Below are 15,565 nucleotides of genomic sequence, written 5' to 3'. Positions count from 1 at the left end.
CGGGGGCCCGCACGGCTCAGACCCCGGCGAACGCCCGCTCGATGACGTCGAGGCCCTCGGCCAGCAGGTCCTCACCGATCACCAGCGGCGGCAGGAAGCGCAGGACGTTGCCGTACGTGCCACAGGTGAGCACCAGCACGCCCTCGGCGTGGCAGGCCTTGGCGAGCGCGCCGGCCGCCTCAGGGTTCGGGTCCTTCGTGCCGGACCTCACCAGCTCGATCGCGATCATCGCGCCGCGGCCGCGGATGTCACCGATGAGGTCTCCGTTGGGCAGCTTCGCCCGCATCTCGGCGAGCCGGCCCTTCATGACCTCCTCGATGCGCTTGGCCTTCCCGTTCAGATCCAGCTCGCGCATCGTCTCGATCGCGCCGAGCGCACCGGCGCAGGCGACCGGGTTCCCGCCGTACGTGCCGCCGAGGCCGCCCGCGTGCGCCGCGTCCATGATCTCGGCGCGGCCGGTCACGGCGGAGAGCGGCAGGCCGCCCGCGATGCCCTTGGCGGTGGTGATCAGGTCGGGGACGATGCCCTCGTCCTCGCAGGCGAACCACTGGCCGGTGCGGCAGAAGCCGGACTGGATCTCGTCGGCGACGAACACGATGCCGTTGTCCTTGGCGAACTGGGCGATCGCCGGGAGGAAGCCCTTGGCCGGCTCGATGAAGCCGCCCTCGCCGAGCACCGGCTCGATGACGATCGCGGCGACGTTGTCCGCGCCGATCTGCTTGGTGATCTCGTCGATGGCCTGCGCGGACGCCTCTGCGCCGGCGTTCTCGGCACCGGTCGGCCAGCGGTAGCCGTACGCCACCGGGACGCGGTAGACCTCGGGCGCGAACGGGCCGAAGCCCTGCTTGTAAGGCATGTTCTTCGCCGTCATGCCCATGGTGAGGTTGGTCCGGCCGTGGTAGCCGTGGTCGAAGACGACGACGGCGGTGCGCCTGGTGTAGGCGCGGGCGATCTTCACCGCGTTCTCGACGGCCTCCGCGCCCGAGTTGAACAGTGCCGACTTCTTCGCGTGGTCGCCCGGCGTCAGCTCGGCGAGCCGCTCGCAGACCTGCACGTACCCCTCGTACGGGGTGACCATGAAACAGGTGTGGGTGAAGTCCGCGAGCTGCGCGGACGCCCGCCGCACCACGGCCTCCGCCGAGGCGCCGACCGACGTCACGGCGATACCGGAGCCGAAGTCGATCAGCCGGTTGCCGTCCACGTCCTCGATGATCCCGCCACCGGCACGGGCGGTGAACACCGGCAGGGTGGAGCCCACCCCCGCGGCGACCGACGCGAGCCGGCGGGCCTGCAGCTCCACCGACTTCGGGCCGGGAATGGCGGTGACGACGCGGCGCTCCTGCGGAATTGCGGTCATGCGGGGCTCCTGGGGTGCTTCGGGCGTTGTGTGTAGGACGCTTCTGTTTCTGCAGGCTAGGTGCGGGGACGGGGCGCGGGCATGCTCCGATCGGGAGTGGTGGCGGGCGTGTCCTTGTCCGCGAAGGACAGAAGGCGGTACGGGGCGCGCGGCGGCCCCCGCCCCGTCACTATCCGGGCGCGTTGCTGAACTCCCCGTGTCCGCGCACTAGATTGACCGTGCAGGGGTCGGACCTGGCTGGTCAGGGGGCAACGGTTCATGGACAACGAAGGCACGCACGGCACCCGGGGCACGTGGGGTGCGCAGCCGCCCGACGGCCGCGCCGGCCACCCCGGAGGCTCCGTGCCGCACCCGGCGGGACCGCCTCCCGCCCGGCCGCCCGGCCCACCGCCGACGGCCCCGCCGGCGTTTCCCCCCACGGTGCCGCCACCCTCGGCGGAGCCGTCCGCCGCGATGCCGCCCGGCCACCACCGCCCCGCCGGAACGGGGGCGCCCACCGCGGACTGGCTGAACGCGCCGCGCCCCGAAAGCGATCCCGGCGTGTGGCGCTACGCCTATGTGCCCCGGCCCGCCGAGCGGCTGTCCCGGCCCTCCCTGGTGGGGCCGGCGGCCACTCTGGTGCTGTGGCTGCTGCTGTGGCTGCTGCTCGATCAGCGAAACGTCCCCTATGTGTTCAAGCCGATAGAGATCATCACCGGACCCGAGTGGTGGACGTTCGGCACCCTCAGGGACGGCGCGCCCCCCCTCGTCGAAATCTCCACGACGCTCTACTACCAGGCCCTGGTCGTTCTCCTGGGCTTCTGGGCCGCCCGGATCGGCAACTGGGCGGGGCTCTTCCACTACTACGCGGGAGAACGGCTGGGCCGGGCCAGAGCGGTGGCCACGGTGATGGCGGCGGCGCTGGCCCTCTGGCTCTACTTCAGCCAGCGCGTGCCCCTGGTGGGCCTGCTGTACTCCATCATTCCCCAGGGCGTCCAGCAGGGCGGCGGCAACAAATACCTGGCCGTGCTGATCTCCTGGATCCTCTACGCCGCGGCGGCCGCCCTGATCATCTGGCCCTTCGCCCGGATCGGCGCGTGGCCGAAGGAACTGGGCCCCCTCCTGCCGAAGAGGCTGCGCCCCCTCCTGAGGACCGGCGACCCCGCGCCCGACCGCCCCCGGACGGCCCCCGAGCGGACCGGGCCCGCTCCGGTGGAGTGGCCCGAGCTGCGGGCCGCGGGCCGGACGGAGGCCGCGGAGGCGCTGACGGCCGCCGTGCGCACCGGCCGGATGAACGATGTGGACTGCGTGCGGCTGCGGCACGCCTGGGCCGTCGCCCGGACCCGTGCGGACCGCCTCGAAGCCTTCACGGAGACCGTGCTGCGCAAGGGCCCGGCCGCCTACCTGCACCCCTCGGGCGACCGCGATCTGCCGCTGCGCACCGCTCCGCACGACCCGCTCACCGGCCAGGTCCGGATCGGGGACTGCGCGGACGACCCGCGCAACCCCTATCCGCGCCGGGGCTCCGGCCTGGCCCTGGAGCCCGCCTCGCTGGGCACCTCGCTGCTGGCCGTGGGCCCACCCGGCTCCGGCAAGACCGCCAAAGTGGTCCGGCCGGTCATCGAATCCCTCGCCATCAGGGCGCTCACCGGCCAGGCCGCGGTGCTCGCCGTCGGCGGGGCGGGCGCACAGCTGGGACCGGACGACGCCTACGACGTCGTCGTCCGGATCGGTGACCCCGCGTCCATGCACGACTTCGACCTGTACGGCGGCACCACCGACCCCGACGAGGCCGCGGCCACCCTCGCGGAAGGGCTGGCCGGTGACCTCCCGGGCCTGGACAGCAGGCGCGCGGGCACCGTTCTCGGCCAGCTCCTCGGCCCCTACCGCACCGCCCACGGCCGGTTCCCCGGCGTCCCCGAACTCCGCGAGCTCCTTGAGGGTTCCGTCACCGCCCTGACCGCCCTGCGCCAGGCCCTGGAGGCGGGCGGCGAGCACACGATGCTGCGTGAGCTGGACGCCCGCGCCCGGCAGGCGGGCGGCGCGGGGGACCCGGCCGCGGTCCTCGCCGACCGGATCGCCGTGCTCGACCGGCCGGCCTTCGCGGCCTTCTTCTCCACCGGTCGGGACGCTCGGCCGTTCTCGCTGCGCTCCCTGGAACAGCACCCGCTGCGGGTCCGCGTCGATCTCCCGGAACGCGCCCACGCCGAGGCGTCCCACGTACTGGCCCGCCTCATCCTCGCCCAGTTCAACGCGATCACCGCGGCCCGCTCCGACCGCTCCCTGTTCGTCTGTCTGGTCATGGACGACGCCACCCACACCGTCACCGCCGAGACCGTCCGGGGCATCCGGCGGCTGCGGTCCGTCAACGCGGGGGCGGTCCTCGCGCTGCGGACCCTGGACGACGTGCCGGAGGAGCTGCACACCGCCCTGCTCGGGTCCGTCGGCTGCAACATGGCCTTCGCGGGCGTCTCCACCTGGGACGGCAAACGCTTCGCCGAGGCATGGGGCAAGGAGTGGGTGGAGGTCCGGGAGGTCGCCCAGCACGGCGTCTTCGCCGACCAGCCGCTCACCCGCGCCCTGCACGCCCTGCGGAAGCTGGCCACCGGCAAGGCCGTGACCACCGACGCCGTGACCGTCCGCCAGGTGGAACGGGAACGCTGGTCCGCCTCTGGGCTCGCCTACGAAGTCGCGGCCGGCCACGCGGTGATCTCCCTCACCACGGTCGACGGCCGGCACGCGCCCCCGCTCCTGATGAAACTGGGCGCCTGAGACCGGCGGTACGGGAGAGGCGGGAGCGGTTACGGGAACCCTGCCGCCCTGGCAGAATCGACGGGAGCCGTTCATACGCGACGGCGCAATCGACGCCCCCTCCCAAAGGTCGCCCGTCCCATGCCGCCCACGCTCGCCTCGCTCGTCCAGCACTCGGCGCTCAAACTCACGGTCCGTGCGGGGGCGGACCGGCTCGACACGCCCGTGCGCTGGGCGCACGCCAGTGAGCTGGCCGACCCCGTCCGCTACATGGAGGGCGGCGAGCTGCTGCTCGTCACCGCGACCAACCTCGACGCCGAGAGCCCGGAGGGCATGCGGCGCTACGTGCGACGGCTGGCCGGATCCGGGGTCGTCGGCGTGGGCTTCGCCGTCGGCGTCAACTACGACGAGGTGCCGGGGGCGCTGATCGAGGCCGCGGAGGAAGCGGGGCTGCCGCTTCTCGAAGTGCCCCGCCGCACCCCGTTCATCGCCATCGCCAAGGCCGTCTCCTCCGAGATCGCCGCCGACCAGTACCGGGCCGTCACCGCCGGCTTCGACGCGCAGCGCGAACTCACCAGGGCGGCGCTCGCCGGGGACGGCCCCGGCGAACTCCTCACCAGGCTCGCCGCCCACGTCGACGGCTGGGCCGCGCTGTACGACGCCTCCGGGGCCGTCGTGGCGGCCGCCCCCGACTGGGCCGCCCGCCGCGCCGCCCGCCTCACCCCCGACGTGGAACGCCTGCGGGACCGCCCGGCCCCCGCCAGCGTGGTCGTCGGCGGCAGCGACGACCGGGTCGAGGTCCAGTCCCTGGGCACCGGACGCCGGGCCCGGGGCGCGCTCGCCGTCGGCACCGGGGCCGCCCTCGGCACCGCGGAACGGTACGCCGTGCACTCGGCGGTTGCCCTGCTCACCCTCATCACCGCCCGCTCCCGCTCGCTCCAGGGCGCCGAACAGCGACTCGGCGCCGCGGTGCTGCGCATGCTCCTCGCCGGCCAGCCCGACCACGCGCGCGCCGTCGCCGGAGACCTCTACGGCGGGCTGCTCGACGCGCCGTTCCGGCTGCTCATCGCGGAGGCGCCCGAATCCTCGACCACGGCGCAGCTGGCCGAGGCGATGGAGACCGCGGCCTCCCGGTCGGGTGAGACCGTCCTGATGGTGCCCGAGGGCGAACGCCTCGTCGTCCTGGCCGCCGACGGCGGCGCCGCGGTCGCCGCCTGCACCGCCTACGCCGAGACCCAGGAGGAACGCCCGGCGCACGAACCGGCGGACGACAGCCACGTCGTCGTCGGCCTCTCCGCCCCCGCGGGCCCGATCGCCGTCTCGGCCGCGTACAAGCAGGCGGAGCAGGCCCTCTCCGTGGCCCGCCGGCGGGGCAGGGCGCTGGTCGAGCACGAGGAGCTGGCGACCGGCTCCGTGCTCCCGCTGCTCGCCGACGACGCGGTGCGCGCCTTCGCGGACGCCATGCTCCGCGCCCTGTACGAACACGACACCAAGGGCCGCGGTGATCTGGTCGCCTCGCTGCGGGCCTGGCTCTCCCACCACGGCCAGTGGGACGCCGCCGCGGCGGACCTGGGGGTGCACCGGCACACCCTGCGCTACCGGATGCGGCGGGTGGAGGAGATCCTCGGCCGCTCGCTGGACGATCCGGACAGCCGGATGGAACTCTGGCTGGCCCTCAAGGTCACCAGCCCGCCGACGCCGTAGGACCTGTCGTGGAAACACCGGTCCACTTGCGACAAACCGGCGCACCCCGGGGCGCCTCTGCTCCACGCCGGACAAACGCCAGGCGGACGGCACGCCCCTACGGTGGGGGACGGCACACCCCACGACATCGAAGGGCCGGAACCTCCATGACCTCCACCCACGCCTTCTGGCTGGCCGGCCGCGAGGCCACCGGCGAAGAGACCTTCGACGTCACCAGCCCCTGGGACGGCCGCCTCGTCGGCACCGTCGCCGTGCCCACCGAGGCCCAGGTCGAGGAGGCGGTGGCCGCCGCCCACGCCGTGCGCGACGAGTTCGCCGCCACCCCGGCCCATGTCCGCGCCGCCGCACTCGACCACGTCGCCCGCCGCCTCACCGAGCGCACGGCGGAGATCGCCCAGCTGATCTCCGCCGAGAACGGCAAGCCCGTCAAGTGGGCGCGCGGCGAGGTCGGCCGAGCCGTCTCGGTGTTCCGGTTCGCCTCGGAGGAGGCCCGCCGCTTCAACGGCGGCGAGGCCCAGCGCCTGGACACCGACGCCGGCGGCACCGGCCGGCTCGCACTCACCCGCCGCTTCCCGCGCGGCACGGTCCTGGGCATCGCGCCGTTCAACTTCCCGCTGAACCTCAGCGCCCACAAGGTCGCCCCGGCCATCGCCGTCGGCGCCCCGATCATCCTGAAGCCCGCCCCGGCCACCCCGGTCTCGTCGCTGATCCTGGGCGAACTGCTGGCCGAGACCGGTCTGCCGGCCGGTTCCTGGTCCGTGCTGACGGTCCCCAACGACCGGATGCCCGCCCTCGTCCAGGACGAGCGACTGCCCGTGATCTCGTTCACCGGCTCCGCCCAGGTCGGCTACTCGATCATGGACTCGGTACCGCGCAAGCACTGCACCCTGGAGCTCGGCGGCAACGGCGCGGCGGTCGTCCTCGCCGACTACGCCTCGGAGACGGACCTGGACTGGGCCGCGACCCGCATCGCGACCTTCTCCAACTACCAGGGCGGCCAGTCCTGCATCTCCGTACAGCGCGTCATCGCGGACGCCGCCGTCTACGACCGGCTGCTCCCGAAGATCGTCGCGGCCGTGGAGGCCCAGGTCACCGGCGACCCGTCCGACGCCGCCACCGACGTCGGCCCGCTGGTCAACGAGGACGCGGCCAAGCGCGTCGAGTCCTGGGTCGACGAGGCGGTACAGGCCGGCGGCCAGCTGCTCACGGGCGGCGAGCGCGACGGGGCGACCTACGCGCCGACCGTCCTCACCGACCTCCCCGACGGCGTCAGCCTCTCCTGCGAGGAGGTCTTCGGACCGGTGCTCTCGGTACAGAAGGTGGACGGCGAGGCCGAGGCGTTCGCCTCCGTCAACTCCTCCAAGTACGGCCTCCAGGCAGGCGTCTTCACCCACGACCTGCAGACCGCCTTCCGCGCCCACCGTGCGCTGGAGGTCGGCGGCGTGATCATCGGTGACGTCCCCTCGTACCGCGCGGACCAGATGCCGTACGGCGGCACCAAGCAGTCCGGCACCGGCCGCGAGGGTGTCCGGTACGCCATGGACGACTACACCTACGAGCGGGTCCTGGTCCTCACCGGCCTCGCCCTGTAACCGCGCGGCCCGCGGAGGCCGCGACCGAACGGCCGGAGCCCACTGTGCGGGGGCTCCGGCCGTTCCGGTCTTCCGCCAGCGGGCCGGGACACTTGAGTGGCGGGCGACCCGATCGGCGTCCCGACAATGGTGGCACCGGCCGGAATCGGGTACATACGGACAAGTAGGCCAACACGCGAGCAGTAGACCCCCGACGAAGACGAAGCGGCGAGGTGAGCTCCTCATGTCCGCACCATCCGCACAGAGGCCCTCCGCGCGACAGCACACCCCCAAGGTCTCGGAGCGCGAGGCGCGCCAGGTGGCCGAGGACGCGCGTGAACGGGACTGGCACAAACCCGGTTTCGCCAAGGAACTCTTCCTGGGCCGCTTCCGCCTGGACCTGATCCATCCGCATCCGCTGCCGGCCGGCGAGGACGTCCGGCGCGGCGAGGAATTCCTCTCCCGGCTGCGCGAGTTCTGCGACAGCAGGGTCGACGGCGCCCTGATCGAACGCGAGGCCAGGATCCCCGACGAGGTGGTCAACGGCCTCAAGGAACTCGGCGCGCTGGGCATGAAGATCGACGTGAAGTACGGCGGTCTGGGCCTGACCCAGGTGTACTACAACAAGGCCCTCGCCCTGGCCGGCTCCGCCAGCCCGGCGATCGGCGCCCTGCTCTCCGCCCACCAGTCCATCGGCGTGCCCCAGCCGTTGAAGACCTTCGGCAGCCAGGAGCAGAAGGACACCTTCCTGCCCCGGCTGGCCCGTACCGACATCTCGGCGTTCCTGCTGACCGAACCGGACGTCGGCTCCGACCCGGCCCGCCTCGCCACCTCCGCCGTACCGGACGGCTCCGACTACGTGCTCGACGGGGTCAAGCTGTGGACGACCAACGGGGTCGTCGCGGACCTCCTCGTCGTCATGGCCCGGGTGCCGAAGTCCGAGGGCCACAAGGGCGGCATCACCGCCTTCGTGGTCGAGGCGGACTCCCCGGGCATCACCGTGGAGAACCGCAACGCCTTCATGGGCCTGCGCGGTCTGGAGAACGGCGTCACCCGCTTCCACCAGGTGCGCGTCCCCGCCGCGAACCGCATCGGACCGGAGGGCGCCGGGCTCAAGATCGCGCTCACCACCCTCAACACCGGACGGCTCTCGCTGCCCGCGATGTGCGTCGGCTCCGGAAAGTGGTGCCTGAAGATCGCCCGCGAGTGGTCGGCGGTCCGCGAGCAGTGGGGCAGGCCGGTCGCCCGGCACGAGGCGGTCGGCTCGAAGATCTCCTTCATCGCCGCGACCACCTTCGCCCTGGAAGCGGTCGTCGACCTCGCCTCCCAGATGGCCGACGAGGACCGCAACGACATCCGGATCGAAGCCGCGCTCGCCAAGCTGCTGGGCTCCGAGATGGGCTGCCTGATGGCCGACGAGCTCGTCCAGATCCGCGGCGGCCGGGGCTTCGAGACGGCGGAGTCCCTCGCCGCCAGAGGCGAACGGGCCGTCCCCGCCGAGCAGATGCTCCGGGACATGCGCATCAACCGGATCTTCGAGGGCTCGACGGAGATCATGCACCTGCTGATCGCCCGCGAGGCGGTCGACGCCCACCTGAAGGTCGCCGGGGACATCATCGACCCCGACAAGCCGCTCTCCGCCAAGGCGAAGGCGGGCGCCAACGCCGCCGGCTTCTACGCCCGCTGGCTGCCCAAGCTCGTCGCCGGACCCGGACAGCTCCCCGGCACCTACCCGGAGTTCAACCCGCCCGGCCACGCCGACCTCTCCGGCCACCTGCGCTACGTCGAACGCTCCTCCCGCAAGCTGGCCCGCTCCACCTTCTACGCCATGTCCCGCTGGCAGGGCCGGATGGAGACCAAACAGGGCTTCCTCGGCCGGATCGTCGACATCGGCGCGGAGCTCTTCGCGATGAGCGCCGCCTGCGTCCGGGCCGAACTCCTGCGCACCGGCGACGACCACGGCCGCGAGGCCTACCAGCTCGCGGACGCCTTCTGCCACCAGTCCCGCGTCCGGGTCGAGGAACTCTTCACCCGGCTCTGGTCCAACACCGACGAGCTGGACCGGCGCGTCGTCGAGGGCGTCCTGTCGGGCACGTACACCTGGCTGGAGGAGGGCATCATCGACCCGAGCGGCGAAGGCCCCTGGATCGCGGACGCCACCCCCGGCCCCTCCACCCGCGACAACGTGCACCGGCCCATCCGCTGAGCCGCTGACACCCGGGGCGGCCGGGCGCGTCCACCCGCTGGACGCGCCCGGCCGCCACCACGCGCGGCGGGGCAGGATGGGGTCCCGTGACCGTCATCCACGTCCCCGGTTCCAAGTCCGTCACCGCGCGCCCTCTTCCTGGCCGCCGCGGCGAACGGCACCAGCACCCTCGTACGTCCGCTGAGCTCGGACGACACCGAAGGCTTCGCGCAGGGGCTCACCGGCCTCGGCTACCGGGTGGTCCAGGAAGCGGACCGGTGGCGGATCGAGGGCCGCCCCAGCGGACCCGCCGCCGCGGAGGCCGACATCTACTGCCGCGACGGAGCGACGACGGCCCGCTTCCTGCCCACCCTCGCCGCGGCCGGCGCAAGCGGCAGCTACCGCTTCGACGCCTCCGCCCAGATGCGCCGCCGCCCCCTCGCCCCGCTCACCGAGGCGCTGCGCTTCCTCGGCGTCGACCTCCACCACGAGGCGGCCGAGGGCCACCACCCGCTGCGGATCAGGGCCGCGGGCATCAAGGGCGGCGAACTGACCCTGGACGCCGGGCAGTCCAGCCAGTACCTCACCGCGCTCCTGATGCTCGGACCGCTGACGGAGACCGGACTGCGGATCACCGTCACGGAACTGGTCTCCGCGCCCTACATCGAGATCACCCTCGCGATGATGCGCGGCTTCGGCGTCGAGGTCACCCGGAGCGGCCCCGACGGAAACGTCTTCACCGTGCCGCCCGGCGGCTACCGGGCCACCCGCTACGCGGTCGAGCCGGACGCCTCCACCGCGAGCTACTTCTTCGCCGCCGCGGCCCTCACGGGCGCCGAGGTCACCGTCCCCGGCCTCGGCACGGACGCCCTCCAGGGCGATCTGGCCTTCACCGGCGTACTGCGGAGGATGGGCGCGGAGGTGCGCACCACCGCCGAATCCACCACGGTCCGCTCCACCGGCACGCTCCACGGCCTCACCGTCAACATGCGCGACATCTCCGACACCATGCCGACACTGGCGGCGATCGCTCCGCACGCCTCGGGTCCGGTACGCATCGAGGACGTCGGCAACACCCGGGTCAAGGAGTGCGACCGGCTGGAGGCGTGCGCGGAGAACCTGCGGCGGATGGGCATCACCGTCGCGACCGGCCCCGACTGGATCGAGATCCGGCCCGGCACCCCGCGCGCCGCCGAGATCACCACCCACGGCGATCACCGCATCGTCATGTCCTTCGCCGTCGCGGGACTGCGCACGCCGGGCCTCACCTACGACGACCCCGGCTGCGTACGCAAGACGTACCCCCGCTTCCACGAGGAGTTCGCCGCGTTCGCGAAGGACCTCGGAAAAGGGGATGAACCGACGGGCGGACGTGGATAGGGTCCCGGCCATGATGTCCGCCGCCGACGTGCTGTCCGTCCTGTCCGTGCTGCGTGAGGCCGGTACGGATGTGGTGATCGCCGGCGGCTGGGGGATCGACGCCCTGTACGGCGCCGAGACCCGCGGCCACCGGGACCTCGACCTGCTGCACCGCGAGGAACAGGAACCCGCCCTGATCGCCGCCCTGACGGCCGTCGGCTACGCGGAGACGCTCGACTGGCGCCCCGCCCGGTTCGTCCTCAGCCACCCCTCCGGGCCCGAAATCGACCTGCACCCCCTGCGGTTCGCCCCCGACGGCTCGGCGCTCCAGTCCTCGCTCGACCCGCAGGAGCCCTTCCGCTACCCGGCGGAGTGCTTCGTCACCGGCACCATCGGCGGGACGCGGGTGCGCTGCATCTCGGTGCGGCAGCAGATCGAGTTCCACCAGGGGTACGAACCCGGCCCGGCCGACCTCCACGACATGGCCCGGCTTCGCGCGGAGTTCGGCGTGACCACGCATTTCTGAGAGCCGCCGGCACCCGGCACGACCGGAGCGCGACGGACGACGGGAGCCGGCGAATGGGCGCGGGCGGCCACGGTATGACGGAAGCTGTGTCCACGCACCCGGTGGATGCGGCAACAATGGGGGGCATGAGCGACAGCCCTGCCCCCCTCGCAGACCCGCACCTCGTCTTCGACGCCGTGGAAGGCCGCCGGGATCTCGTCATCCTCGGCTCCACCGGGTCCATCGGCACCCAGGCCATCGATTTGGTGCTGCGCAATCCCGACCGTTTCCGGGTCACCGCGCTATCGGCGGCGGGCGGCCGGGTCGCCCTCCTCGCCGCACAGGCCCGCCGCCTGCGGGTGCGCACGGTCGCGGTCGCCGCCCCCGAAGCCGTCCCCGCCCTGCGCGAGGCGCTGCGGCAGGAGTACGGAACCGAGGAGCGGCTCCCGGAGATCCTCGCCGGTCCGGACGCGGCCACCGAGCTCGCCGCCAGTGACTGCCACACCGTGCTCAACGGGATCACCGGCTCGATCGGCCTGGCGCCCACGCTGGCCGCGCTCAGGGCGGGCCGCACCCTGGCCCTCGCCAACAAGGAGTCGCTGATCGTCGGCGGCCCGCTGGTCAAGGAGCTGGCCGCGCCGGGCCAGATCATCCCGGTCGACTCCGAGCACGCCGCCCTCTTCCAGGCGCTGGCGGCCGGCAAGCGCAGCGATGTGCGCAAGCTCGTGGTCACCGCGTCCGGCGGCCCGTTCCGAGGCCGCACCAGGAGCGAGCTGGCGGACGTCACCAGGGAGCAGGCGCTCGCGCACCCCACCTGGGCGATGGGCCCGGTCATCACGGTCAACTCCGCGACCCTGGTCAACAAGGGTCTTGAGGTCATCGAGGCGCACCTCCTCTACGACATCCCCTTCGACCGGATCGAGGTCGTGGTCCACCCCCAGTCCTATGTCCACTCCATGGTCGAGTTCACCGACGGCTCGACCCTCGCCCAGGCCACCCCGCCCGACATGAGCGGACCGATCGCCATCGGCCTCGGCTGGCCGCAGCGCGTCCCCGACGCCGCCCCCGCCTTCGACTGGACGAAGGCCTCGTCCTGGGAGTTCTTCCCGCTGGACACCGAGGCGTTCCCGTCCGTCGGCCTCGCCCGGCACGTGGGCACCCTGGGCGGCACCGCCCCGGCGGTGTTCAACGCGGCCAACGAGGAGTGCGTGGACGCGTTCCTGTCCGGGCGCCTCGCGTTCAACGGCATCATGGACACCGTCACCGCGGTGGTGGCCGAACACGGAACACCCCCGACGGGAACTTCACTGACCGTCGCGGACGTCCTTGAAGCGGAGGCCTGGGCGCGGACCCGGGCCAGGGAACTCTCGGCCGAGGCCGCAGCGGAGGCGCGCGCATGAGTATGACGTCGGTCCTGTTGACCGTTCTGGGTATCGCCGTCTTCGTCGTCGGACTGCTCTTCTCCATCGCCTGGCACGAGCTGGGACACCTCTCGACCGCCAAGCTCTTCGGCATCCGGGTACCCCAGTACATGGTCGGCTTCGGCCCGACGATCTGGTCGCGCAAGAAGGGCGACACCGAGTACGGGTTCAAGGCCATCCCGGCCGGCGGCTACATCCGCATGATCGGGATGTTCCCGCCGGGACCCGACGGCCGGATCGAGGCGCGCTCCACGTCACCGTGGCGCGGCATGATCGAGGACGCCAGATCGGCCGCCTTCGAGGAGCTGGAGCCGGGCGACGAGAAGCGCCTCTTCTACACGCGCAAGCCGTGGAAGCGCGTCATCGTCATGTTCGCCGGACCGTTCATGAACCTGGTCCTGGCCGTCGCGATCTTCCTCGGCGTGGCCATGACCTTCGGTTTCCAGACCCAGACGACCGAGGTCGCCGGCGTCCAGAAGTGCGTGATCTCGCAGAGCGAGAAGCGCGAGACCTGCAAGTCGTCCGACCCGGTCTCGCCCGCCCAGGCGGCCGGGCTCCGGGAGGGCGACAAGATCGTCGCGTTCAACGGCCAGCCGGTCGACGAGTGGTCCGTGCTCTCCGACAAGATCCGCGACACGATCGGCCCCGCCACCATCACGGTCCAGCGGGACGGCCGGGAGCAGACCCTGCACGCCGTGCTCAAGAAGAACGCGGTGGCGAAGAAGGACTCCGACGGCGAGGTGATCCCCGGCAAGTTCGTCTCCGCCGGCTACCTCGGATTCGCCGCGCAGACGGAGATCATCCCGCTCTCTTTCGGTGACTCGGTCGTCCGCATGGGCGACATGTTCGAGAACGGCGTCGACTCGATCGTCGCCCTGCCGTCCAAGATCCCCGCCCTCTGGAACGCGGCCTTCGACGGCGGCGAGCGCGCGGACGACTCCCCGGTGGGCGTCGTCGGCGCGGCCAGGATCGGCGGCGAGGTGATGACGCTGGACGTGCCCGCGCAGAACCAGATCGCGATGATGCTGTTCCTGCTGGCCGGCTTCAACCTCTCGCTCTTCCTCTTCAACATGCTGCCGTTGCTGCCGCTGGACGGCGGTCACATCGCGGGAGCCCTGTGGGAGGCCCTCCGCCGGAACTCGGCGCGCGTCTTCAAGCGGCCCGACCCGGGCCCCTTCGACGTCGCCAAGCTGATGCCCGTCGCCTATGTGGTCGCCGGGGTGTTCATCTGCTTCACGCTCCTCGTGCTGGTGGCCGACGTCGTCAATCCGGTCAAGATCACCTGACCCGGCGCGACGGACACACCGATGTATCCCGAGTGACGGCGGAGGCGCGTGATGCGTCCGGTGGCCCACATTTCGTGCGGACGCCGGACGCCGTGTGCCTCATGTTGTCCTCGGTGCCGTAACCTCGAAGGTCGGAGCCCGCCGATCTCGGGACGTTGATCCAAACCTTGGGGATGCTCAGCGCATGACTGCGATTTCTCTCGGAATGCCTACCGTTCCGACCCAGCTCGCCGTACGGCGGGTCAGCCGCAAGATCCAGGTCGGGTCGGTGGCGGTCGGCGGGGACGCGCCGGTTTCGGTGCAGTCGATGACGACGACACGCACGTCCGACATCGGCGCGACGCTGCAGCAGATCGCGGAGCTGACGGCCTCCGGCTGTCAGATCGTGCGGGTGGCGTGCCCGACCCAGGACGACGCGGACGCGCTCAAGACGATCGCCTCGAAGTCGCAGATCCCGGTGATCGCGGACATCCACTTCCAGCCGAAGTACGTGTTCGCGGCGATCGACGCGGGCTGCGCGGCGGTGCGGGTGAACCCCGGCAACATCAAGCAGTTCGACGACAAGGTGAAGGAGATCGCGCGGGCCGCCAAGGACGCCGGGACCCCGATCCGGATCGGCGTGAACGCCGGTTCGCTGGACGCGCGGCTGCTGAAGAAGTACGGCAAGGCGACCCCCGAGGCACTGGTCGAGTCGGCCCTGTGGGAGGCGTCCCTCTTCGAGGAGCACGGCTTCCGCGACATCAAGATCTCGGTCAAGCACAACGACCCGGTCGTGATGGTCAACGCCTACCGCCAGCTCGCCGCGCAGAGCGACTACCCGCTCCACCTCGGCGTCACGGAGGCCGGACCGGCGTTCCAGGGCACCATCAAGTCCGCCGTGGCCTTCGGCGCGCTGCTGAGCGAGGGCATCGGTGACACGATCCGCGTCTCGCTGTCCGCGCCGCCCGCGGAGGAGGTCAAGGTCGGGCTCCAGATCCTGGAGTCGCTGAACCTCAAGCAGCGCCGGCTGGAGATCGTGTCCTGCCCGTCCTGCGGCCGCGCCCAGGTCGACGTGTACAAGCTCGCGGACCAGGTCACCGCCGGTCTGGAGGGCATGGAGGTGCCGCTGCGGGTCGCCGTGATGGGCTGCGTCGTCAACGGCCCCGGTGAGGCCCGCGAGGCCGACCTCGGCGTCGCCTCGGGCAACGGCAAGGGCCAGATCTTCGTCAAGGGCGAGATCATCAAGACGGTGCCCGAGTCGAAGATCGTCGAGACCCTCATCGAGGAAGCCCTCAAGATCGCCGAACAGATGGAGAAGGACGGCATCGCCTCCGGCGAGCCCCAGGTCTCCATCAGCTGAGCCCCGCCGACCTCATGAAACCCGTGGCAGCGCCCCGCCGGAGAACGTCCGCGGGGCGTTGCCCGTGAGCAGGCTCACCGCCTTCCGCAGAAGCCGTTCAGGGCCACG

At 72.1% G+C, this 15,565-nt stretch carries 9 protein-coding genes and 1 pseudogene; 9 read left to right on the top strand and 1 reads right to left on the bottom strand.

Translation table 11 applies throughout. The features are described 5' to 3' along the window. Nucleotides 1-16: 16 nt before the first annotated feature. Nucleotides 17-1,357, bottom strand: coding sequence for a 4-aminobutyrate--2-oxoglutarate transaminase (gene gabT / locus RLT59_RS08995; protein ID WP_311302922.1), 1,341 nt, complete (start codon nucleotides 1,355-1,357; stop codon nucleotides 17-19). A gap of 258 nt (nucleotides 1,358-1,615) precedes the next feature. Between gabT and RLT59_RS08990 the strand changes: the two genes are divergently transcribed. From RLT59_RS08990 to ispG, 9 genes and pseudogenes are all read left to right on the top strand, one after another. Continuing rightward, complete coding sequence (locus RLT59_RS08990; RefSeq protein ID WP_311302921.1) at nucleotides 1,616-4,108, top strand: type IV secretory system conjugative DNA transfer family protein; 2,493 nt, start codon at nucleotides 1,616-1,618, stop codon at nucleotides 4,106-4,108. Between the two features lie 120 nt (nucleotides 4,109-4,228). Further along, the gene (locus tag RLT59_RS08985) at nucleotides 4,229-5,791 is read left to right on the top strand and encodes a PucR family transcriptional regulator (protein ID WP_311302920.1); all 1,563 of its coding nucleotides are present in this window, start codon (nucleotides 4,229-4,231) and stop codon (nucleotides 5,789-5,791) included. A 146-nt stretch (nucleotides 5,792-5,937) separates the two neighbouring features. Next, complete coding sequence (locus RLT59_RS08980; RefSeq protein ID WP_311302919.1) at nucleotides 5,938-7,383, top strand: aldehyde dehydrogenase family protein; 1,446 nt, start codon at nucleotides 5,938-5,940, stop codon at nucleotides 7,381-7,383. A 223-nt stretch (nucleotides 7,384-7,606) separates the two neighbouring features. Further along, the gene (locus tag RLT59_RS08975) at nucleotides 7,607-9,568 is read left to right on the top strand and encodes an acyl-CoA dehydrogenase family protein (RefSeq protein ID WP_311302918.1); all 1,962 of its coding nucleotides are present in this window, start codon (nucleotides 7,607-7,609) and stop codon (nucleotides 9,566-9,568) included. Nucleotides 9,569-9,654: 86 nt separating this feature from the next. After that, a pseudogene (gene aroA, locus RLT59_RS08970) lies at nucleotides 9,655-10,927 on the top strand (3-phosphoshikimate 1-carboxyvinyltransferase). Between the two features lie 13 nt (nucleotides 10,928-10,940). Further along, nucleotides 10,941-11,432 carry a nucleotidyltransferase domain-containing protein gene (locus tag RLT59_RS08965; RefSeq protein ID WP_311307659.1) on the top strand — a complete coding sequence of 164 codons (492 nt, stop codon included), beginning with the start codon at nucleotides 10,941-10,943 and terminating at the stop codon, nucleotides 11,430-11,432. 116 nt (nucleotides 11,433-11,548) lie between these two features. Continuing rightward, nucleotides 11,549-12,811, top strand: a complete 1,263-nt coding sequence (gene dxr / locus RLT59_RS08960) for a 1-deoxy-D-xylulose-5-phosphate reductoisomerase (RefSeq protein ID WP_311302917.1) — start codon at nucleotides 11,549-11,551, stop codon at nucleotides 12,809-12,811. Beyond that, on the top strand, nucleotides 12,808-14,118 hold the full coding sequence (locus RLT59_RS08955) for a M50 family metallopeptidase (protein WP_311302916.1): 1,311 nt from the start codon (nucleotides 12,808-12,810) through the stop codon (nucleotides 14,116-14,118). Before dxr ends, RLT59_RS08955 begins: the two co-directional genes overlap by 4 nt. 184 nt (nucleotides 14,119-14,302) lie before the next feature. Next, entirely contained in the window at nucleotides 14,303-15,457 is a 1,155-nt protein-coding gene (gene ispG / locus RLT59_RS08950; protein WP_311302915.1) for a flavodoxin-dependent (E)-4-hydroxy-3-methylbut-2-enyl-diphosphate synthase, read from the top strand. Nucleotides 15,458-15,565: the final 108 nt, after the last annotated feature.

This window comes from Streptomyces sp. ITFR-6 (genome assembly GCF_031844725.1).
Classification (GTDB): domain Bacteria; phylum Actinomycetota; class Actinomycetes; order Streptomycetales; family Streptomycetaceae; genus Streptomyces.
Note: the sequence above shows the minus strand (reverse complement) of the source record. Positions and strands in the feature narration are given on the sequence as shown.